Source organism: Bacillus sp. G402 (assembly GCF_051172515.1).
Taxonomy (GTDB): Bacteria; Bacillota; Bacilli; order Bacillales; family Bacillaceae; genus Bacillus; species Bacillus altitudinis.
In genome coordinates, this window is record NZ_JBPIZC010000002.1 from 325,007 (window position 1) to 342,300 (window position 17,294).

The 17,294-nt window shown below is 43.4% G+C and carries 15 protein-coding genes; 2 read left to right on the top strand and 13 right to left on the bottom strand.

Annotated features, from left to right (window positions below; translation table 11 throughout):
* Positions 1–8: 8 nt before the first annotated feature.
* From ACSBQP_RS10335 to ACSBQP_RS10375, 9 genes are all read right to left on the bottom strand, one after another.
* Entirely contained in the window at positions 9–278 is a 270-nt protein-coding gene (locus ACSBQP_RS10335) for a hypothetical protein (RefSeq protein ID WP_008347702.1), read from the bottom strand.
* A gap of 280 nt (positions 279–558) precedes the next feature.
* Positions 559–1,851, bottom strand: coding sequence for a phosphopyruvate hydratase (gene eno / locus ACSBQP_RS10340; RefSeq protein WP_003212752.1), 1,293 nt, complete (start codon positions 1,849–1,851; stop codon positions 559–561).
* A 29-nt stretch (positions 1,852–1,880) separates the two neighbouring features.
* Positions 1,881–3,416, bottom strand: a complete 1,536-nt coding sequence (gene gpmI, locus ACSBQP_RS10345) for a 2,3-bisphosphoglycerate-independent phosphoglycerate mutase (protein ID WP_017359214.1) — start codon at positions 3,414–3,416, stop codon at positions 1,881–1,883.
* Positions 3,409–4,170, bottom strand: coding sequence for a triose-phosphate isomerase (gene tpiA / locus ACSBQP_RS10350; protein ID WP_017359213.1), 762 nt, complete (start codon positions 4,168–4,170; stop codon positions 3,409–3,411). The genes gpmI and tpiA overlap by 8 nt, the downstream gene beginning before the upstream one ends.
* A gap of 30 nt (positions 4,171–4,200) precedes the next feature.
* On the bottom strand, positions 4,201–5,385 hold the full coding sequence (locus ACSBQP_RS10355; protein WP_017359212.1) for a phosphoglycerate kinase: 1,185 nt from the start codon (positions 5,383–5,385) through the stop codon (positions 4,201–4,203).
* A gap of 213 nt (positions 5,386–5,598) precedes the next feature.
* On the bottom strand, positions 5,599–6,606 hold the full coding sequence (gene gap, locus ACSBQP_RS10360; RefSeq protein WP_007500174.1) for a type I glyceraldehyde-3-phosphate dehydrogenase: 1,008 nt from the start codon (positions 6,604–6,606) through the stop codon (positions 5,599–5,601).
* 31 nt (positions 6,607–6,637) lie between these two features.
* Positions 6,638–7,675: a sugar-binding transcriptional regulator gene (locus ACSBQP_RS10365; RefSeq protein WP_039963758.1), complete on the bottom strand. Its 1,038-nt coding sequence runs from the start codon at positions 7,673–7,675 to the stop codon at positions 6,638–6,640.
* A 288-nt stretch (positions 7,676–7,963) separates the two neighbouring features.
* Positions 7,964–9,349 (bottom strand): amino acid permease, encoded by a 1,386-nt coding sequence (locus ACSBQP_RS10370; protein ID WP_048001988.1) that lies wholly within the window; start codon positions 9,347–9,349, stop codon positions 7,964–7,966.
* A 137-nt stretch (positions 9,350–9,486) separates the two neighbouring features.
* Complete coding sequence (locus tag ACSBQP_RS10375) at positions 9,487–10,680, bottom strand: ornithine--oxo-acid transaminase (protein WP_435028383.1); 1,194 nt, start codon at positions 10,678–10,680, stop codon at positions 9,487–9,489.
* Positions 10,681–10,889: 209 nt separating this feature from the next.
* Between ACSBQP_RS10375 and ACSBQP_RS10380 the strand changes: the two genes are divergently transcribed.
* The gene (locus ACSBQP_RS10380; RefSeq protein WP_079920163.1) at positions 10,890–12,332 is read left to right on the top strand and encodes a sigma-54 interaction domain-containing protein; all 1,443 of its coding nucleotides are present in this window, start codon (positions 10,890–10,892) and stop codon (positions 12,330–12,332) included.
* 227 nt (positions 12,333–12,559) lie between these two features.
* Here ACSBQP_RS10380 and ACSBQP_RS10385 read toward each other — a convergent pair whose 3' ends face one another.
* Positions 12,560–13,297, bottom strand: a complete 738-nt coding sequence (locus ACSBQP_RS10385) for a FadR/GntR family transcriptional regulator (RefSeq protein ID WP_079920534.1) — start codon at positions 13,295–13,297, stop codon at positions 12,560–12,562.
* A 172-nt stretch (positions 13,298–13,469) separates the two neighbouring features.
* Positions 13,470–14,768: an RNA polymerase factor sigma-54 gene (gene rpoN / locus ACSBQP_RS10390; RefSeq protein ID WP_435028384.1), complete on the bottom strand. Its 1,299-nt coding sequence runs from the start codon at positions 14,766–14,768 to the stop codon at positions 13,470–13,472.
* A gap of 70 nt (positions 14,769–14,838) precedes the next feature.
* Here rpoN and yvfG point away from each other — a divergent pair, with 70 nt between their 5' ends.
* A complete protein-coding gene (yvfG, locus tag ACSBQP_RS10395; RefSeq protein WP_008347725.1) occupies positions 14,839–15,054 on the top strand; it encodes a protein YvfG in 216 nt (71 codons plus the stop codon).
* Between the two features lie 24 nt (positions 15,055–15,078).
* Here yvfG and ACSBQP_RS10400 read toward each other — a convergent pair whose 3' ends face one another.
* Both ACSBQP_RS10400 and ACSBQP_RS10405 read right to left on the bottom strand, forming a co-directional pair.
* Complete coding sequence (locus ACSBQP_RS10400; RefSeq protein ID WP_435028385.1) at positions 15,079–16,404, bottom strand: MATE family efflux transporter; 1,326 nt, start codon at positions 16,402–16,404, stop codon at positions 15,079–15,081.
* A 63-nt stretch (positions 16,405–16,467) separates the two neighbouring features.
* The gene (locus tag ACSBQP_RS10405) at positions 16,468–17,283 is read right to left on the bottom strand and encodes an ABC transporter ATP-binding protein (RefSeq protein ID WP_435028386.1); all 816 of its coding nucleotides are present in this window, start codon (positions 17,281–17,283) and stop codon (positions 16,468–16,470) included.
* Between the last annotated feature and the right edge of the window lie 11 nt (positions 17,284–17,294).

Here is a 17,294-nt window from a genome sequence, read left to right on the forward strand (position 1 = left end):
ACCATTTGTTAGAAGCCGCATTTGATTTTAATATACAGGCCTAAAAACTTGAACTCTCCTAAAAATTTCGAGCCTTTTCCAAATGTTTTGCATGCCCAAATCAAAGCTGCAGCTGTCACAATGCCTAAGATAGCGGCAAGGACATAAATCCAAAATGCATTTTTCTGTACGTTCTTAGAAGTTAGAATTCGTTGCTTCCTTTCATCATATGCCGCCAGTAGGTGAAGGACATACATGTACACGCCTACTGGAAAACGAAGGCTAAAAGGATTCAGCATCTCATCACCCCCTAATATATGTAAAATGATACCACCCCCATGCAAATAGCATAAGTTCAATTCAGATCATATTTTTAGAAGAGTTTTCATGATTTATTGCTTATAAATCGTCAAGCTCATCGTTTCACCTCTGACTGAAGGATGATTTTTTACAAAAATAGGATATGACAAAGGAAGCAGAGCCTATTCGCTTGAGCCAGCTTTGCGTCTTTATTTCAACATAAAAAAAGCGCTGCGATACGCTCTTTTCAAAAGAGCGCACGTAGCGCGTTGCTTTACATTACTTATTCAAGTTGTAGAATGTAGCAATGCCGTGGTATTGAGCTGTTTCAGCCAATTGATCTTCGATGCGAAGTAATTGGTTGTATTTCGCCACACGGTCCGTACGAGACGGAGCACCTGTTTTGATTTGTCCAGCGTTTGTTGCAACTGCAATGTCTGCAATTGTGCTGTCTTCTGTTTCACCAGAACGGTGGGAGATAACAGCTGTATAGCCTGCACGTTTCGCCATTTCGATTGCATCAAATGTTTCAGTTAATGTACCGATTTGGTTTACTTTGATGAGGATTGAGTTACCAACGCCGTTTTTGATTCCTTCAGAAAGCTTCTTCGTATTTGTTACGAACAAGTCGTCTCCTACTAGCTGAACCTTGCTGCCAAGACGCTCAGTTAATAGTTTGTGACCTTCCCAGTCGTTTTCATCAAGGCCGTCTTCGATCGAGATGATTGGGTATTTCGATACCATATCTTCATACCAGTCAACCATTTCAGCAGATGTTTTCACAACACCTTCGCCTGATAAATGATATTTACCGTCTTCTTTGTTATAGAACTCAGAAGATGCAGCATCCATCGCAAGTTTCACTTCTTCACCTGGTTTGAAACCAGCTTTTTCAATCGCTTCTACGATTGTTTGAAGTGCTTCTTCGTTAGATCCAAGGTTTGGAGCAAATCCACCTTCGTCACCTACAGCTGTGTTTAAGCCTTTTGCACTTAATACAGATTTCAGGCTATGGAAGATTTGAGCGCCCATGCGAAGTGCTTCACGGAAGTTCGGTGCACCTACAGGCATAATCATGAATTCTTGAATGTCTACGTTGTTATCCGCATGCTCTCCGCCGTTGACGATGTTCATCATCGGTACTGGAAGCGTTTTGGAGTTGAATCCACCAAGGTATTGGTAAAGTGGAATTTGTAAGAAATCAGCAGCCGCACGTGCTACAGCGATAGATACGCCAAGGATTGCGTTTGCGCCTAATTTCCCTTTGTTTTCAGTTCCGTCAAGTTCGATTAACATTTTGTCAATTGCTACTTGTTCAGTGACATCAAAGCCCAAAAGCTCTGGTGCAATGATTTCGTTTACGTTGTTTACAGCTGTCAGAACACCTTTTCCAAGGTAACGGTCTTTGTCTCCGTCACGTAGTTCTACTGCTTCATATTCACCAGTAGACGCACCACTTGGTACTAGTGCACGGCCAAAGCCGCCAGATTCTGTGTAAACTTCTACTTCAACTGTTGGGTTACCGCGAGAGTCTAATACTTCGCGTGCATATACGTCAACAATGTATGGCATCGTTATTTCTCTCCTTTTGAATCAATTTGTTATTTTTGAATCAATGATGTTCCTGTCATCTCTTTTGGTTTTTCAAGACCAAGTAAGTCTAAAAGCGTTGGAGATAGATCGGCTAAAATGCCGCCTTCTCTAAGCGTCGCCCCTTTTTTCGTTACGATGACTGGAACAGGGTTTGTAGTATGTGCAGTATGCGGCTTTCCTTCTTCGGTAATGAGCACGTCTGCGTTACCGTGGTCTGCCGTGATGATGGCATGTCCGCCTTTTGCTAGGATTGCGTCGACTACAGCTCCTAAGCACTCATCTACTGCTTCAATGGCTTTGATTGTTGGCTCAAGCATACCTGAATGACCCACCATATCTGGGTTAGCAAAGTTCAGAATGATCGCATCATGCTTGTCCGCATTGATGTCTGCAACAAGTGCATCCTTTACCTCATAAGCGCTCATTTCTGGCTTGAGGTCATAGGTTGCGACATCTGGTGAATTGATTAAGATGCGGTCTTCTCCAGGAAATTCTTCTTCACGCCCACCGCTCATAAAGAACGTCACGTGAGGATATTTCTCTGTTTCAGCAATCCGCAGCTGCTTCAATCCATTTTGAGAAAGTACTTCTCCTACTGTGTTATCCAAATTCACTGGTTTGAAAGCCACATAGCCATCTACCGTTTCACTGAAGTGTGTGAAGCAGACGAAGTGTAAATCCTTCGGATGTGCTTCCCCGCGGTCAAACGAGCGGAAATCTTCATTTGTGAATGTGTTTGAAATTTGAATCGCACGGTCTGGACGGAAGTTATAGAAAATCACAGAGTCGCCGTCGTTTACTTTTGCTACCGGCTCACCATTTTCTCTCGTAATGACAGACGGAATAACGAACTCATCGTAGATTCCATTTTCATAGGAGTCATCAACGACATCATAGATGTTTTGATAACTTGGGCCTTCACCATACGCCATCGCGCGATATGCTTTCTCCACACGATCCCAGCGCTTGTCACGGTCCATTGAGTAATAGCGTCCAGAAAGTGTTGCGACTTCTCCGACACCGATTTCTTTGATTTGTTCTTCAAGCTGCTTTAAGTATACTTTGGCTGTCTTCTGACCAACATCACGTCCGTCTAAGAAACCGTGAATGTATACTTTTGTTAAGCCTTCTTTTTTTGCTAGTTTCAGCAAGGCAAAAAGATGCTGGATGTGGCTATGCACACCGCCGTCTGACAAGAGACCGAATAGATGAAGGGCCTTGTCATTTTCTTTTGCATAAGTCATTGCATCTAGGAACGTTTCGTTTTTCTCAAATTCCCCATCACGAATGGCCACATTCACTCTTGTTAAGCTTTGGTACACGATGCGTCCTGCTCCGATGTTCAAATGCCCAACTTCAGAGTTTCCCATTTGACCTTCTGGGAGACCTACTGCCTCACCTGAAGCCGTTAAGGTTTGATGCGGGAATTCGTTCCAGTAGCGGTCGAAGTTCGGTTTCTTTGCTTGGGCAACAGCGTTACCGACTGTTTCGCCTCTTAAACCGAATCCATCTAAGATGATTAATGCAGCTGGTTTCTTACTCATATTGACCTTCCTCCAATAATTGAACGAAAGACTGAGGTTCTAAGCTTGCGCCGCCTACCAAAGCACCGTCAATATCGGATTCTGCCATATATTCTTTAATATTCGCAGGTTTCACGCTTCCGCCATATTGAATGCGAAGGCTGTCTGCCGCTTCTTGACCAAATTCGCTTGCAACCGTTTGGCGAATGTGCGCACAAACATCGTTTGCATCTTTTGCTGTAGAAGATTTACCTGTACCGATCGCCCAGATTGGCTCATAGGCAATCACAGATTCAGCGACTTGCTGCTTCGTTAAACCAGCTAGTGCTTTCTTCACTTGATCAGCGACAAGTTCGTTTGTTTTGCCTGCTTCACGCTCTTCAAGCGTTTCACCTACACAGATGATTGGAACGATGCCATGCTTGAATGCAGCATGTGCTTTTTTGTTCACTGTTTCATCTGTTTCAGCGAAGAATTCGCGGCGCTCTGAATGACCGATCACTGAGTAGCCGATGCCAAGATCTTTAAGCGCAGCAGGGCTGATTTCACCAGTGAATGCACCGTTTTCTTCAAAGTGCATGTTTTGCGCACCAATTTTAAGGTCTGTTCCGTTAGAAAGGCTGTTCAGCTTTTCAAGGAAAAGGGCTGGTGCACAGACAATAGATTCCACTTTGTCAGGAGATGGAATAGATGACTTGACTTCTTCAACGAAGCTTACAGCTTCACCAAGTGTTTTGTTCATCTTCCAGTTCCCAGCTATAATTGGTTTTCTCATGATTGACACTTCCTTATAGCAGTTTTGGTCTTATTTATCGTTTAATGCAGTCACACCTGGAAGTTCTTTGCCTTCCATAAATTCAAGTGAAGCGCCGCCGCCTGTAGAAATATGGCTCATCTGATCGGCAAGACCAAATTTCTCAACAGCTGCTGCTGAATCTCCACCACCAATGACAGAATATGTATCTTTTGCTTCTGCCAGTGCTTCTGCGATTGCTTTTGTTCCTTTAGCGAATGCATCGATTTCAAATACACCCATTGGTCCGTTCCAGACAACAAGTTTGCTGTTTTTAATGACATCAGCATACTTCTCTCTTGTCTCTGTTCCAATATCAAGTGCTTCTAGATCACTTGGAATTTCAGAGATTGGCACAATGCTTGTATTCGCATCATTTGAAAAGTCGTCGGCTACCAGAACATCTGTTGGAATCAGGAAGTTCACGCCTTTTTCTTTTGCACGGTCCATAAAGGATTTCGCTAAATCTACTTTGTCTTCTTCTAATAGAGATTTCCCTACTTCGTGGCCAAGTGCTTTGACAAATGTATAAGCAAGTCCGCCGCCGATGATCAGGTTGTCCACTTTATCAAGAAGACTTTCAATTACACCGATTTTATCCTTTACTTTTGCGCCACCGATAATCGCTGTAAATGGGCGATCAGGGTTTGAAATGGCTTTTCCTAGAACCTCAAGCTCTTTTTGCATGAGGAAGCCTGAAACAGCCGGAAGATACGCTGCAATACCAGCTGTGGATGCATGTGCACGGTGTGCAGCACCGAACGCATCATTGACATACACATCGGCTAAATCAGCAAACGCTTTTGATAATTCAGGATCGTTCTTTTCTTCACCAGGATAGAAACGAACGTTTTCAAGCACTAGCACATCTCCTTCTTTTAAGTCAGAGATTTGCTTTTTCACGTTGTCGCCGTAAGCTTCATCTGCTTTTTTCACTTCTTGTCCAAGAAGCTCTTGCAGACGTTTTGCTACAGGTGTCAGACGCAGTTCTTCAGTAACTTGACCTTTCGGACGACCCAAATGACTAGCTAGTAGTACCTTTGCGCCTTGTCCTGTTAAATACTCAATCGTTGGTAATGCTGCGCGAATACGAGTATCATCCGTCACTTTTCCGTCCTTCATTGGAACGTTAAAATCTACGCGGCAGAACACAACTTTACCTTTTACGTCAATGTCTTTTACTGATTTCTTATTCATGCTCGTCAGGAGATCCTCCTTTATTCTGGTTTCCTTACGCATTAGACAAGTCTCTCTTTATCCTTTTCCCATTTTGCCCTCATCAAAACGAGAAATCGTGCAGAACGGATAAATACAGAGAAAAAGGGAAAGGGATGCTTCCCCTTCCCTTGTCCGTCTTCATTATATCGTGTCTCTAGGAAAGAACCAAGTGAGTTCCTTCAGTGTGAGAAATTAAAGACCTTGTTTTGCAATGTAAGCTGCAAGGTCAACAACGCGGTGAGAATATCCACTCTCGTTATCGTACCAAGAAATGACTTTCACCATGCTGCCTTCCATTACCATTGTAGAAAGAGCATCGATTGTTGAAGAGTTTGCATTACCATTGTAGTCACCAGATACTAATGGCTCTTCGCTGTAGCCAAGGATTCCTTTAAGTTCTCCTTCAGCCGCTTCTTTAAGTGCTGCATTTACGTCTTCAGCTGTCACATCTTGATTTAATTCAGCAACAAGATCAACTAAAGAAACGTTAGGTGTTGGAACACGCATAGCGCCACCGTTTAATTTACCTTTAAGTTCAGGCAATACAAGTGAAACAGCTTTCGCAGCACCTGTAGAAGTTGGGATGATGTTTTCCGCAGCTGCACGAGCACGACGGTAGTCTTTGTGCGGAAGATCAAGAATTTGTTGGTCATTTGTGTATGAGTGAACAGTTGTCATCATACCGCGTTTGATACCAAATTTATCGTTAAGTACTTTTGCAAATGGAGCTAAGCAGTTTGTTGTACAAGATGCATTAGAGATGACATCGTGGCTAGCTGCATCGTATTTGTCTTCGTTTACACCCATAACGATTGTGATATCTTCTTCGTTAGCAGGAGCAGAGATGATGACTTTTTTAGCGCCAGCTTCTAAGTGTTTAGCAGCGTCTGCACGTTTTGTGAAGAATCCAGTAGATTCAACAACGATTTCTACGCCTTGTTTACCCCAGCTTAATTTCGCAGGGTCACGCTCAGCTGATACTTCGATTGTTTTACCGTTCACTACTAAGTTCGTACCGTCTACAGAAACCTCTGCATCTAGTTTTCCGTGAACAGAGTCATATTGTAAAAGGTGTGCAAGCATGTTAGCGTCTGTTAGATCGTTAACCGCTACTACCTCAACTTCAGGATTGTTTAATGCTGCACGAAATACGTTACGTCCAATACGTCCAAATCCGTTAATACCGACTTTTACTGCCATGATGTTTCCTCCTTTTATAGGTCACAATGTTTTATATTGAGGGATCAATTGACTCCCTTAATAACTCTTTTGCGGCTCCTTCGTCTGTGACGAGAACCGTTCGGCGGGGTTTTTTGAAATAAGCTTCAATGGCCCCAGCCTTTGATGATCCACCTGCAACAGCAATGATGTGTGGAATGCTTTCTAAATCATCTAGCTGCATGCCGACGGAGTGCACTTTGTGGACGACCTCGCCATTACGATTAAAGTAATAGCCAAAAGCCTCTGTCACTGCGTCATGCTCATCAATCTTTTTTAAATCTTCAGCGGGTGTGTTTCGTCTCATCGCCATTGTTTTTGCTTCACCGATTCCATGAATGAGCATCGTGGATGATTTAATCGTTTGAAGCACTTCTTTGACAGACGGCTCTTCAATAATGGAAGAGTAAGCACCTTCTGACAGCTGTCCTGGAACAAACAGCAGTTTGTAAGTACCGGAAGCTTTTTCAGCCATGTGGGCACAAATGGTGTTTGCCTGATTTTTTACATTCTCCCCAAGACCGCCTCTCGCAGGGACAAACATCATGTCTCTGTTTTTGGCATCAGGGGTCATCATTTCGGCAACAGCTTCCATCGTCGTTCCGCCAGTGACGGCGACGATATTATTTCCAGTAAACCTTTTTTTCATACACTGGACAGCAGCTCTTCCCATTTCTTGCTTCACCCACGGGGATTCATCGCTGTCACCAGAAACAATGATGACTTCTTCCAGGCCTAATTTCCTCTTTAATGTATTTTCCAAAAAGGTTAAACCTAAAACGTCCTTCATCATTCCTTCAAGCATTTCAAGCAAAGCATGACCTTCAGTCGTCAGCATCATACCGCTCGTTTTGACATCCAGCAGATTTTGTTCCTTTAAGAACTGAACTTCAGCTCTTAAAATACGTTCACTCAGACCAAGACTTGTCGCAAGACTTCTGCGACCAATTGGTTCAGCTAATCTGATGTACTGCAAAATGTCGTAGCGTTTTTGCATAACTGTGAGAAGATCTGGTAATAATTTTTTTTGAGCTTCCAATAAACGATTCATGGCTAACGACCCTTTCTTTTCACGTTGGACTAAAAACGTCCCACTGTGACAAAAAACGTCCCGCCACAGCCAAAAAAAATCAATCCCTGCTTTCTTTAATTATTTTAACAGGATAATCTTGCATTTTCAACTCTTACAAACACATTTAGACAAAAAATAGACACATTTTGACCGATAACCTGCTTGTCATCTAGCTTTCCGCTATTTTATTTTTTTCAAACTATTTATTTTCTTCTATATTGAATGCATTTGTCTTTGAAAAGGTGCAGGCGGTCAAAAGCCGCCTGCTTATGTTTTCGGTATCGTTTCTTTCTCTTCATTAAATCGTTTCGCATCTTCCTTCGGTTTAATCTTGAGGTAGTAAATGATGTAGCAGGCGGCCATAAATGGAACTCCGCAATAAAGACCAATCCGCTGATCCTCAATAAAGAATAAACTGATAAGAACAATGCCAAATGCGATAAAGCCTGCTAATGGCACAAATGGATAAAAAGGCGTTCGGAAGACAAGATTCTTTACATCTCCGCCCTCTTTTATGAATTGTCTCCTAAAGAAGTATTGGGATAAACAAATAGACATCCAAACAACGACAAGCACCATACCCGAAATGGATATGAGCCAGACATATACCGTTTTTGGTGCTACAACACTCGTGAGCAGTGATAGAGCGGATACACCCATTGTCACCAATAAGGCATTGATCGGGATTTTACGTTTGGATAATTTTTTCGTGAAAACAGGTCCTTTCCCGTCTTTTGAAAGCGCCCATAGCATACGTGATGATGCATATAATCCAGAGTTCGCTACAGATAAGACGGCTGTAATGATGATAAAATTCATGATATCTGCGGCGTATGGTATGCCGACCTTGTCCAATACCACAACAAACGGACTATCCACTGCGCCGGCGGTCTGCCATGGAAGAAGGGCTGCAAGAACCGCAATCGATAAAACAAAAAAGACCATCGTCCGCCAAATAATATTCCGAATAGAACGCGGGAGTGTTTTTTCCGGACTTTCACTTTCACCTGCTGCAATCCCTACAAGCTCTGTTCCTTGAAAGGAGAAATTGACTGTGACCATGGTTAATAAAATCGCCAAAAGACCATTAGGAAAAAGGCCGCCATGATCCGTCAAATGACGAAATAGCGGGGCAGGTTCCCCGCCTTTTAAGTGAATCATTCCGAAAATTGCGCCAATTCCAATGATAATAAACAATAAGATCGCAGCAACCTTGATGGCTGAAAACCAGAACTCTGTTTCAGCGAAACTGCGTGCCGAGATGGCATTGATGGAAAATAAGATGACGCTAAAGGCAAGACACCAAAGCCAAACAGGGATATCTGGGAACCACCTTTGGAGTAGAATACCTGCTGATGTAAACTCAAGTCCAATTGTACATGCCCAGCTAAACCAATAAAGCCAGCCGATCATAAAGCCTGTGGACGGACCTATATATTTGGTTGCATACTCCTGAAAGGAACCAGCTGTCGGCATCGCCACTGCTAATTCACCAAGACAGAGCATCACCAAATACATGAGCAATCCGCCAATGATAAACGAAAGAATGGCTCCCCCTGGGCCTGCCTGATGAATAATGAGTCCTGACCCAAGGAAAAGGCCTGTTCCGATGACCCCACCTAAGGCAATCATAAAGAGATGTCTGCTTTTCATGGAACGCTCTAATTCATTATGCTGTTCTGGCTTCAAATCCGCTTCCCCACTTTCACTCTTCTATTCATCAACCTTTGACAAAATTCGCCGTTCATTGAAAGAGAAAGGGAGAATTTGAAGTCTTCTCCCTTGATCATTTATGCTTGAAATAACGCTTCGATATGAGCGATTGCCCAATCCAAGTCTTCTTTTGAAATGGTGAGCGGCGGTGCAAATCGAATTACTGTCTCATGGGTTTCTTTGCATAACAGCCCGGCTTGCTTGAGCTTCTCGCAATAGGGTCTAGCTGCCTCAGTCAGTTCCATTCCAATAAATAGTCCACGCCCGCGCACTTCCTTAATGACAGGACTTTGAATGCGTGACAGTTTGTCTTTGAAATATTCCCCAAGCTCCAATGAGCGCTCGGCAAGCTTCTCGTCGATTAAAACATCTAGTGCAGCTAGCGATACTGCGCACGCAAGAGGATTCCCGCCAAAGGTAGACCCGTGAGATCCTGGGTTAAACACACCTAAAATATCACGATTTGCTACAACACATGAGATCGGGAATACCCCGCCGCCAAGTGCTTTACCAAGAATCAGCATATCCGGCTCAATGCCTTCCCAGTCGCATGCAAACATCTTGCCAGTCCGCGCTAATCCCACTTGAATTTCATCTGCGATCAATAACACATGTTCCTTCTCACAGATCGCTTTTGCCTCTTTTATAAAGCCCTCGGGCGGCATGACAATGCCCGCTTCCCCTTGAATCGGTTCAAAGAGAAAAGCTGCTGTTTGCGGAGTGATCGCTTCGCGTAACGCCTCAATATCTCCATAAGGGATGAACTTTATGCCCGGAAGCATCGGACCGAAACCTCTTTGATATTCTGCTTCCGAAGAAAGTGACACAGCCGTCATTGTACGACCATGAAAATTCCCGGTACATGCAATGATTTCTGCCCGATTCTCTTCGATACCCTTGACATCATAGCCCCATCGTCTCGCTGCCTTTATCGCCGTTTCCACAGCCTCTGCTCCTGTATTCATCGGCAATGCCATCTCTTTATTCGTTAATTTGCAGATCTTCTCATACCATGGGCCAAGCTGATCATTATGGAAGGCCCTTGATGTGAGTGTCACGCGGTCAGCTTGTGTTTTAAGCGCTTCAATAATGCGGGGATGGCGATGTCCTTGGTTCACTGCAGAATATGCACTGAGCATATCCATGTAGCGGTTGCCCTCAGGATCAGTCACCCACACTCCCTCAGCCTCTGAAATCACAATTGGCAACGGATGATAGTTCGCCGCACCGTATTGTTCTGTTTGATGAATCAATGCTTTTGTCTGTGTCATCGTGTATTCCTCCTTCTATAAGCTTGCCTCTTTTGATTGGGTTCATCTTCACTCTTATGTTATGCAAGGATCATGCCAACTTAGTGATCGCTCTGTGCCTAGGATTGTGCTCATCTTTAAAGCAAAATAATTTTGCATATGCAAAATTATTTAGAGGAAACCGCAAAATTTTTCATGTAAAATAGAGGTAATGTCTGGAGGTGGCGCAAGTGAAAAAAGATCAGCATACCGCAAAGCTCGAAAATGAGATTGATCTATATAAACAAATGCTCGATTTAATTGATGTTGGGGTTCACGCCATTGACGAAAATGGCAATACCATTGTTTATAACAAAAAAATGATGGAGATCGAATCTTTAAAACGTTCTGATGTCCTTTATAAAAATGTCTTAGACCTCTTTGTGTTTCAGGACGAGATGCACAGTACACTTGTCCAAGCGCTGCGAACCGGGAAACAGACGGTTCATGCAAAGCAGACGTATCACAACTACAATGGAAAAGAAATCACAACGATTAACCATACATACCCGCTCGTTCGAGACGGTTTGATTCAAGGGGCAGTTGAAATTTCGAATGATGTCACGAAACTGGAACGGCTCATTCATCACAATATGAAGAAAAAAGGAAACACACGCTTTACATTTGATTCAATCATTGGGGAGAGTCCTGCCTTTTTAGAAGTGATTGAACATGCGAAACGAGCCACACGTACCTCTTCTTATGTGCTGATTGTTGGTGAGACAGGGACGGGGAAAGAACTATTTGCACAAAGCATTCATAATGGCAGCAGCCGTTCATCTGGACCATTTATTACGCAGAATTGTGCAGCACTGCCTGATAACCTGATTGAAAGTCTGCTTTTTGGAACACAAAAAGGGGCTTTTACAGGGGCAACAGATCAGCCGGGTCTATTCGAACAAGCACAAGGAGGTACACTGCTTTTAGATGAGATCAACTCATTACACCCAGCTCTTCAAGCAAAACTATTGCGCGTCTTGCAAGAGAAACGTGTAAGAAGGTTAGGCAGTACAAAGGAAATCGCCATTGATGTGAGAGTGATTGCTAATATGAATGAGGACCCTGTAGATGCGATCGCAGGTGGACGGATGCGAAAGGATTTATTTTACCGGCTTGGCATTGTCACCTTGTTTATCCCGCCACTCTCTGAGCGAAAAGAAGACATCCCCACATTTGTCATGCATTTTATTCAAAAATATAATGAACTGTTTCAAATGAATGTGAAGGCGGCTGATGAAGAGGTACTTGCCCTGTTCCAAACGTATCATTGGCCGGGCAATGTAAGAGAACTGGAGCATGTGATTGAAGCTGGGATGAATATGATGATGGACGAAACATCCTTAAGCTTGCATCACCTTCCTTACCATTTCCGATTCAAGCAAGGAGAAGGTCATCCTAGTGAACACATGCAGATGAGTCCGGTGCAGCCTACAGCTGCAGCTGATACCTTCGTCTACACGAGCTCAGAACATACGACTGATTTCCAAACCCAAATGGAACGATTTGAAAAACAATACATCGTCCATTACTTAAATAAAATGGACGACAATATTTCACAGACTGCAAAGATATTGGGCATGAGCAGGCAAAGTCTGCAATATCGAATGAAAAAATTGCATATTTCTCTTCAATAATAGAGCTGTGCCCTTATGCGGCACAGCTTAGATTGTTGACAAAGGGCTAAAATGACCTTTATTTTAGCCCTTTGTCTTCTTTTCAGCGTGATAGAAAACCTTTGCAGTCTAGGAAGGACGAGTACTGGCACGGAGCGAATTTGACATTCGTGAGTACCAGCGCGCAGGACTGACAAAGAATGCGAGGGTTTGTCTACACGCTGAGCTGTGCCGCTTTTCGGCACAGCTTATTGTATATCTGGCTTTCCTTCCTGTTCTTGCAGCACATCACCAAGAAGTTGTTCTACTTTTTCCAAATGTGTGAGCATCGCCCGCTCTGCTTCTTCTGGCTGTTTGTCCATGATAGCTTGATAAATTCGTTCATGGTCCTTGTAAAGCTGATGTATGGACGCTTTTCTTGAGAATAACACGACTTTTCTTGTTTCTCGCATCGTTTCCATTAACAAGGTTGAGACCTGATTCATTAAAGCCTCTAGTAAATGATTCTTTGAGGCTTTGGCGATGGCAAGATGAAATGTGAGGTCTGCCTCCTCACCAATTTCTTTATACGCTTCTGCACGCTTCATTTGTTCAAGTGCATCACGCAGTCGATGGAGGTCATCGTCTGTCCGCAGCAATGCTGCCTTTTTGACAGCACCTGATTCAATGATTGATCTCACTTCAAGAAGCTGCGCGATATCCTGCTGCTTCATCAAAAAAGCAGGAGATAAACAAAATGTGAGCTGCTCAGGATCGAACTGCTTCACATATGTGCCTTCTCCTTGCTTCATCTCTATTAATCCGATCGCTTTCAGAGCGGACAGCGCCTCTCTCACAGCGGAACGGCTGACTTGAAAGTTTTCAGAAAGTGCTTGAACCGAGTCTAATTTTTCCCCCGGAAGTAGCTCCCCCGTTCGAATGGATTCGACTAATGCGTCCGCAATTTCTTCATATATTTTTTTCGTTTTAATTTGTTTATATTTCAATTGGTCTCACCTCATCACTGTTGTCTTCCTATCAACTCATGCCCTATCTTATACTTTACCCCAAAATTCAGATCACACCTCTCCCCTTTTCTCAATTCTCAAGAAATCTTCGATCGCTCTTCCACTCATCAAAAAAGAAGCACGTGCCATTGTTTCTGGCATGTGCTTCTTTTTAATCATAGCGTTTCCGCAGCGTGGAAGACGGAAGGTTCATTTGCTCACGATATTTGGCAATAGTCCTGCGAGAGACACGGATACCAAAGGTTTGCTGAAGTTGCGTCATGATTTGCTGATCCGAATACGGTTTTTTCTTATTTTCTGATTGAATCAGCTCTGCAATGTGCGTCTTCACTGTGTAGCTGGATGCTTCTTCTAGCGAATGCCCTTCTAGTTTCGCTTGGAAAAACTGTTTCATTTCCATTAACCCATAAGGGGTCTGCACCATTTTCCCTTTGACTGTTCGACTCACTGTCGACTCATGCACTTGTAATATATCTGCAACCCGCTTCATCGTAAGCGGTTTCATTTTATGCTTCCCGGTCAGGAAAAAATCAGTCTGTTGTAAGATAATCTCACGAACGACATTTGTCATCGTTTGTTTTCTCTGCTTCAGCGCTTGAACAAGCCAATTGTACTGCTGCTGCTTTTCCTTTAAATATGCATATGCTTCATGCCGCTTTTGATCTTGAATCATGGCGAAATACCCTTCATTCATTTCAATGTCCGGAAAAGCACGCTGGTTCAGCTCGAATGTGATGTGACCTCCTGCAGCTGTAATCAACACATCTGGTTCTATATACACATCCTCTTCTTCATAAGAGAAATGAAGGCCTGGTCTTGGTTCGAGAAGCGACACCTCATCTTGTATGGCTTGCAGGGTTTTCAACGACATACCTGTTTTAGCTGCGATTTCCTTCCAAGCCTTCCTTGCGAAAAGAAAGAAATGCCCTTCGATGATCAGCTCTGCTTCATACCAGCGATCCTTTTTTCGTCTAAGCTGGAGCAGGATGCATTCTTGCAATGATCTAGCGCCAATACCGGCAGGATCTAATGACTGAAGCTGATGAAGAACAGCTTCTACTTCTTCTGCCGAAGCCCCTAGAGCAGCGGCCATTTGGTCAATCGGTTCATTTAAATAGCCATTGGAATCAATGGACTCAATCATAAATTGAAAAATCCTTTGATTCTTTTCACTTAAATTCAAATCAATGGCCTGTCTCTTTAAATACATTTGCAGGCTTTCTTTTTGATGCGTACGATACGGCTCTGTCATTCGATCTTGCGTTCTTTTATGATAAACTGGTTGATAGCTGTCCGTGTCTTTCCGCTCAATCAGAGGGTTCTCAAGCGCTAACTGATCCAGATACTCACCCAGCTCTGCACAATTCAATTGTAGCAGCGTAATCGCCTGCCTGAGTTCTTGCGTGAGTACCTGCTTTAATACTAGTTCTTGTTGCAGTTTAAGGCTCATTGTCTCCCCTCCCTCTCATCATTTTACATGAAGATTGACGGACCGTATATACGAAATAGGAGTGATTTCCATGTCTGAACTTTTTTCCGTTCCATACTTTATCGACAATTTAAAACAGCACATTGCCATGAATCAACATGAAGACAAGATTCATGCCATGAACGCTTATTATCGTTCGGTGGTTTCTACACTTGTGCAGGACCAATTGACGAAAAATGCTGTTGTCTTGAAGCGAATTCAGCATCTCGATGAAGCGTACCAAAAGGTGAAAAAAGAAGGCGAATAAATGGACGACAAACAACACCCTTTCTCATGATTGCAAAGGGTGTTTTTCATGCAGGAAAAGCTTTTGATCCAGCTTCGATTTGTACATCATCAAAAAGCCTGACCGCCCTAAAGTATAAATGATAAAGGCAAACCATAGTCCGTGATTGTGCCATATCGGAATGACTGCCGCTTGAACAGCCACAAACAAAATCATCGCAAAGAGCATTGAATTCCTAACAGGAGCAATTTCTGTCGCACCTGTGAATACACCATACATCACCAAACCAAAGCAAGCAGCAAACGGATAAAGAACGAGCCAATCGGCATATTGCAGTGTCACATCAAGAAGCTGAGGCAAATTTGTAAACAGGCTCAAAATCGGTACTTTAAAGAAAAAGTAACCTGCCGCAATGACACATGCCATCACAACTGCCCATTGTCTCGAAAGGGTTAAAGTTTTATCATAAAGCGCTCGGTCGTTCGCACCTACTGATCTACCGACAAGGATGCTGGACGCATTGGCAAATCCATCGAACAAATAGGCCATGATATAGTGAATTTGAAATAAAATGGCATTCGCCGCCAATTGCTCTGTTCCGAAAGAAGCTCCTTTTGCTGTAAACATGTTGATCACAACAAGCAGACAGATCGTTCGGATAAATAAGTCTTTATTCACATGAAACATTTTCTTTACTGCACGTGTGTCCATCACCTGCTGGATAGACGGCATCCGAAAACCGTTTGACGTATGCTTCAAGATGATCCAGGCCCCTAACACAAAAGCAGTGAGTTCAGAAATCAAAGTCGCCGCTGCCACACCTTTGACGGCAAAAGAAAACGCATGAACTAAGATCAATGCCAAGATCATATTCATGACATTGATCAAAATTTGTAAAGAAAGGGCTTCTTTCATTTTTGCCATCCCCATCAGCCAGCCGAGTATGACGTAATTCATCAAGGTAAATGGCGCTCCCCAGATCCGAATATGAAAATAGTCCGCTGCATGTTGGCGCACATCAGCAGCAGGAGAGATGATCCATAATGCGGATTGAATAATGGGCCATTGAAGAGCAATAAAACAAAGTCCGACGATAATAGCTAGCAAAAAAGGCCTTAGAAAAGCAAGAACACCCTGCTCCTCGTTCTGCGCTCCGTTTGCTTGGGCAGCAAAAGCAGAAGTACTTACCCGCAGAAAACCAAACAGCCAGTACAATGTACTAAAAATGAGACTGCCGACTGCGACGCCTCCTATATAAGCGGGGTTGGCAAGCTGGCCAACAACTGCTGTATCGACAGCTCCAAGTAATGGCGTGGTCATCGTTGAAATGGTTAAAGGGATCGCCAAAGCTAAATATGCTCGATGGTTCACGATGCCACCTGCCTTTCATGAAAAATAGCCTCTCTTAAAAGAGGCATTGAGGGAATGAAAAAGTTAACGAACCGGCCTGCCAATCGTTCGAGACAAAGGGTGGCTGGCGAGCGTTGCCTCCTTCATTTTCAGCACAGCTTCGTGCTCTGATATAAAGAAATCATCCTTCGATTGAAACTGAGCCACAAGCTCACCTTGATCAAGAATCGCTAATTGATCACTTAAATGATAGGCCGCTGTCAAATCATGTGTGATAAATAAGTATGCAAGCTTCAGCTCTTTCTTTAATTCGACTAACAAATCTAAAATGACTGCCTGCGTAACCATATCTAAGCTACTGACTGATTCATCCAGCACAATGAGCTTTGGCTGAAGCACCAGTGCTCTGGCGATGTTGATCCGCTGTAGCTGGCCGCCGCTAAATTGGTATGGGTACTTGGACAAATCCTGCTCACTGAGCCCTACTCTTTCTAACCAGTGAATGAGTATATGCTGACGATTTTTACGGTTCATTGGTTCATAATTTTCAAGCGGCTCAGATATAATTTGTTCCACTGTCCACCTTGGATTCACCGCTGAATATGAATCTTGAAATACCGCTTGTACATGTCGGCGGAAATGCTGATGTGTCCGCTGATCTGCACGAATGATATCCTGACCTTCAAACAGAACTTGTCCGCTACTCGGCTTCTCTAGTCCAAGGATGATGCGGCCGAGTGTACTTTTCCCTGCACCACTTTGACCTAATAGCCCAAGACAAGTGCCTTCTTCAATGGTCAAATGAACGTTTTTCAGGACAGGGGTTCTCCCTTTTGTCCTCATCAGAAACGATCGGTTGCCATATGAATGACTCACTGCTTTCACTTCTATTAAATGCAACGGTCTTCTCA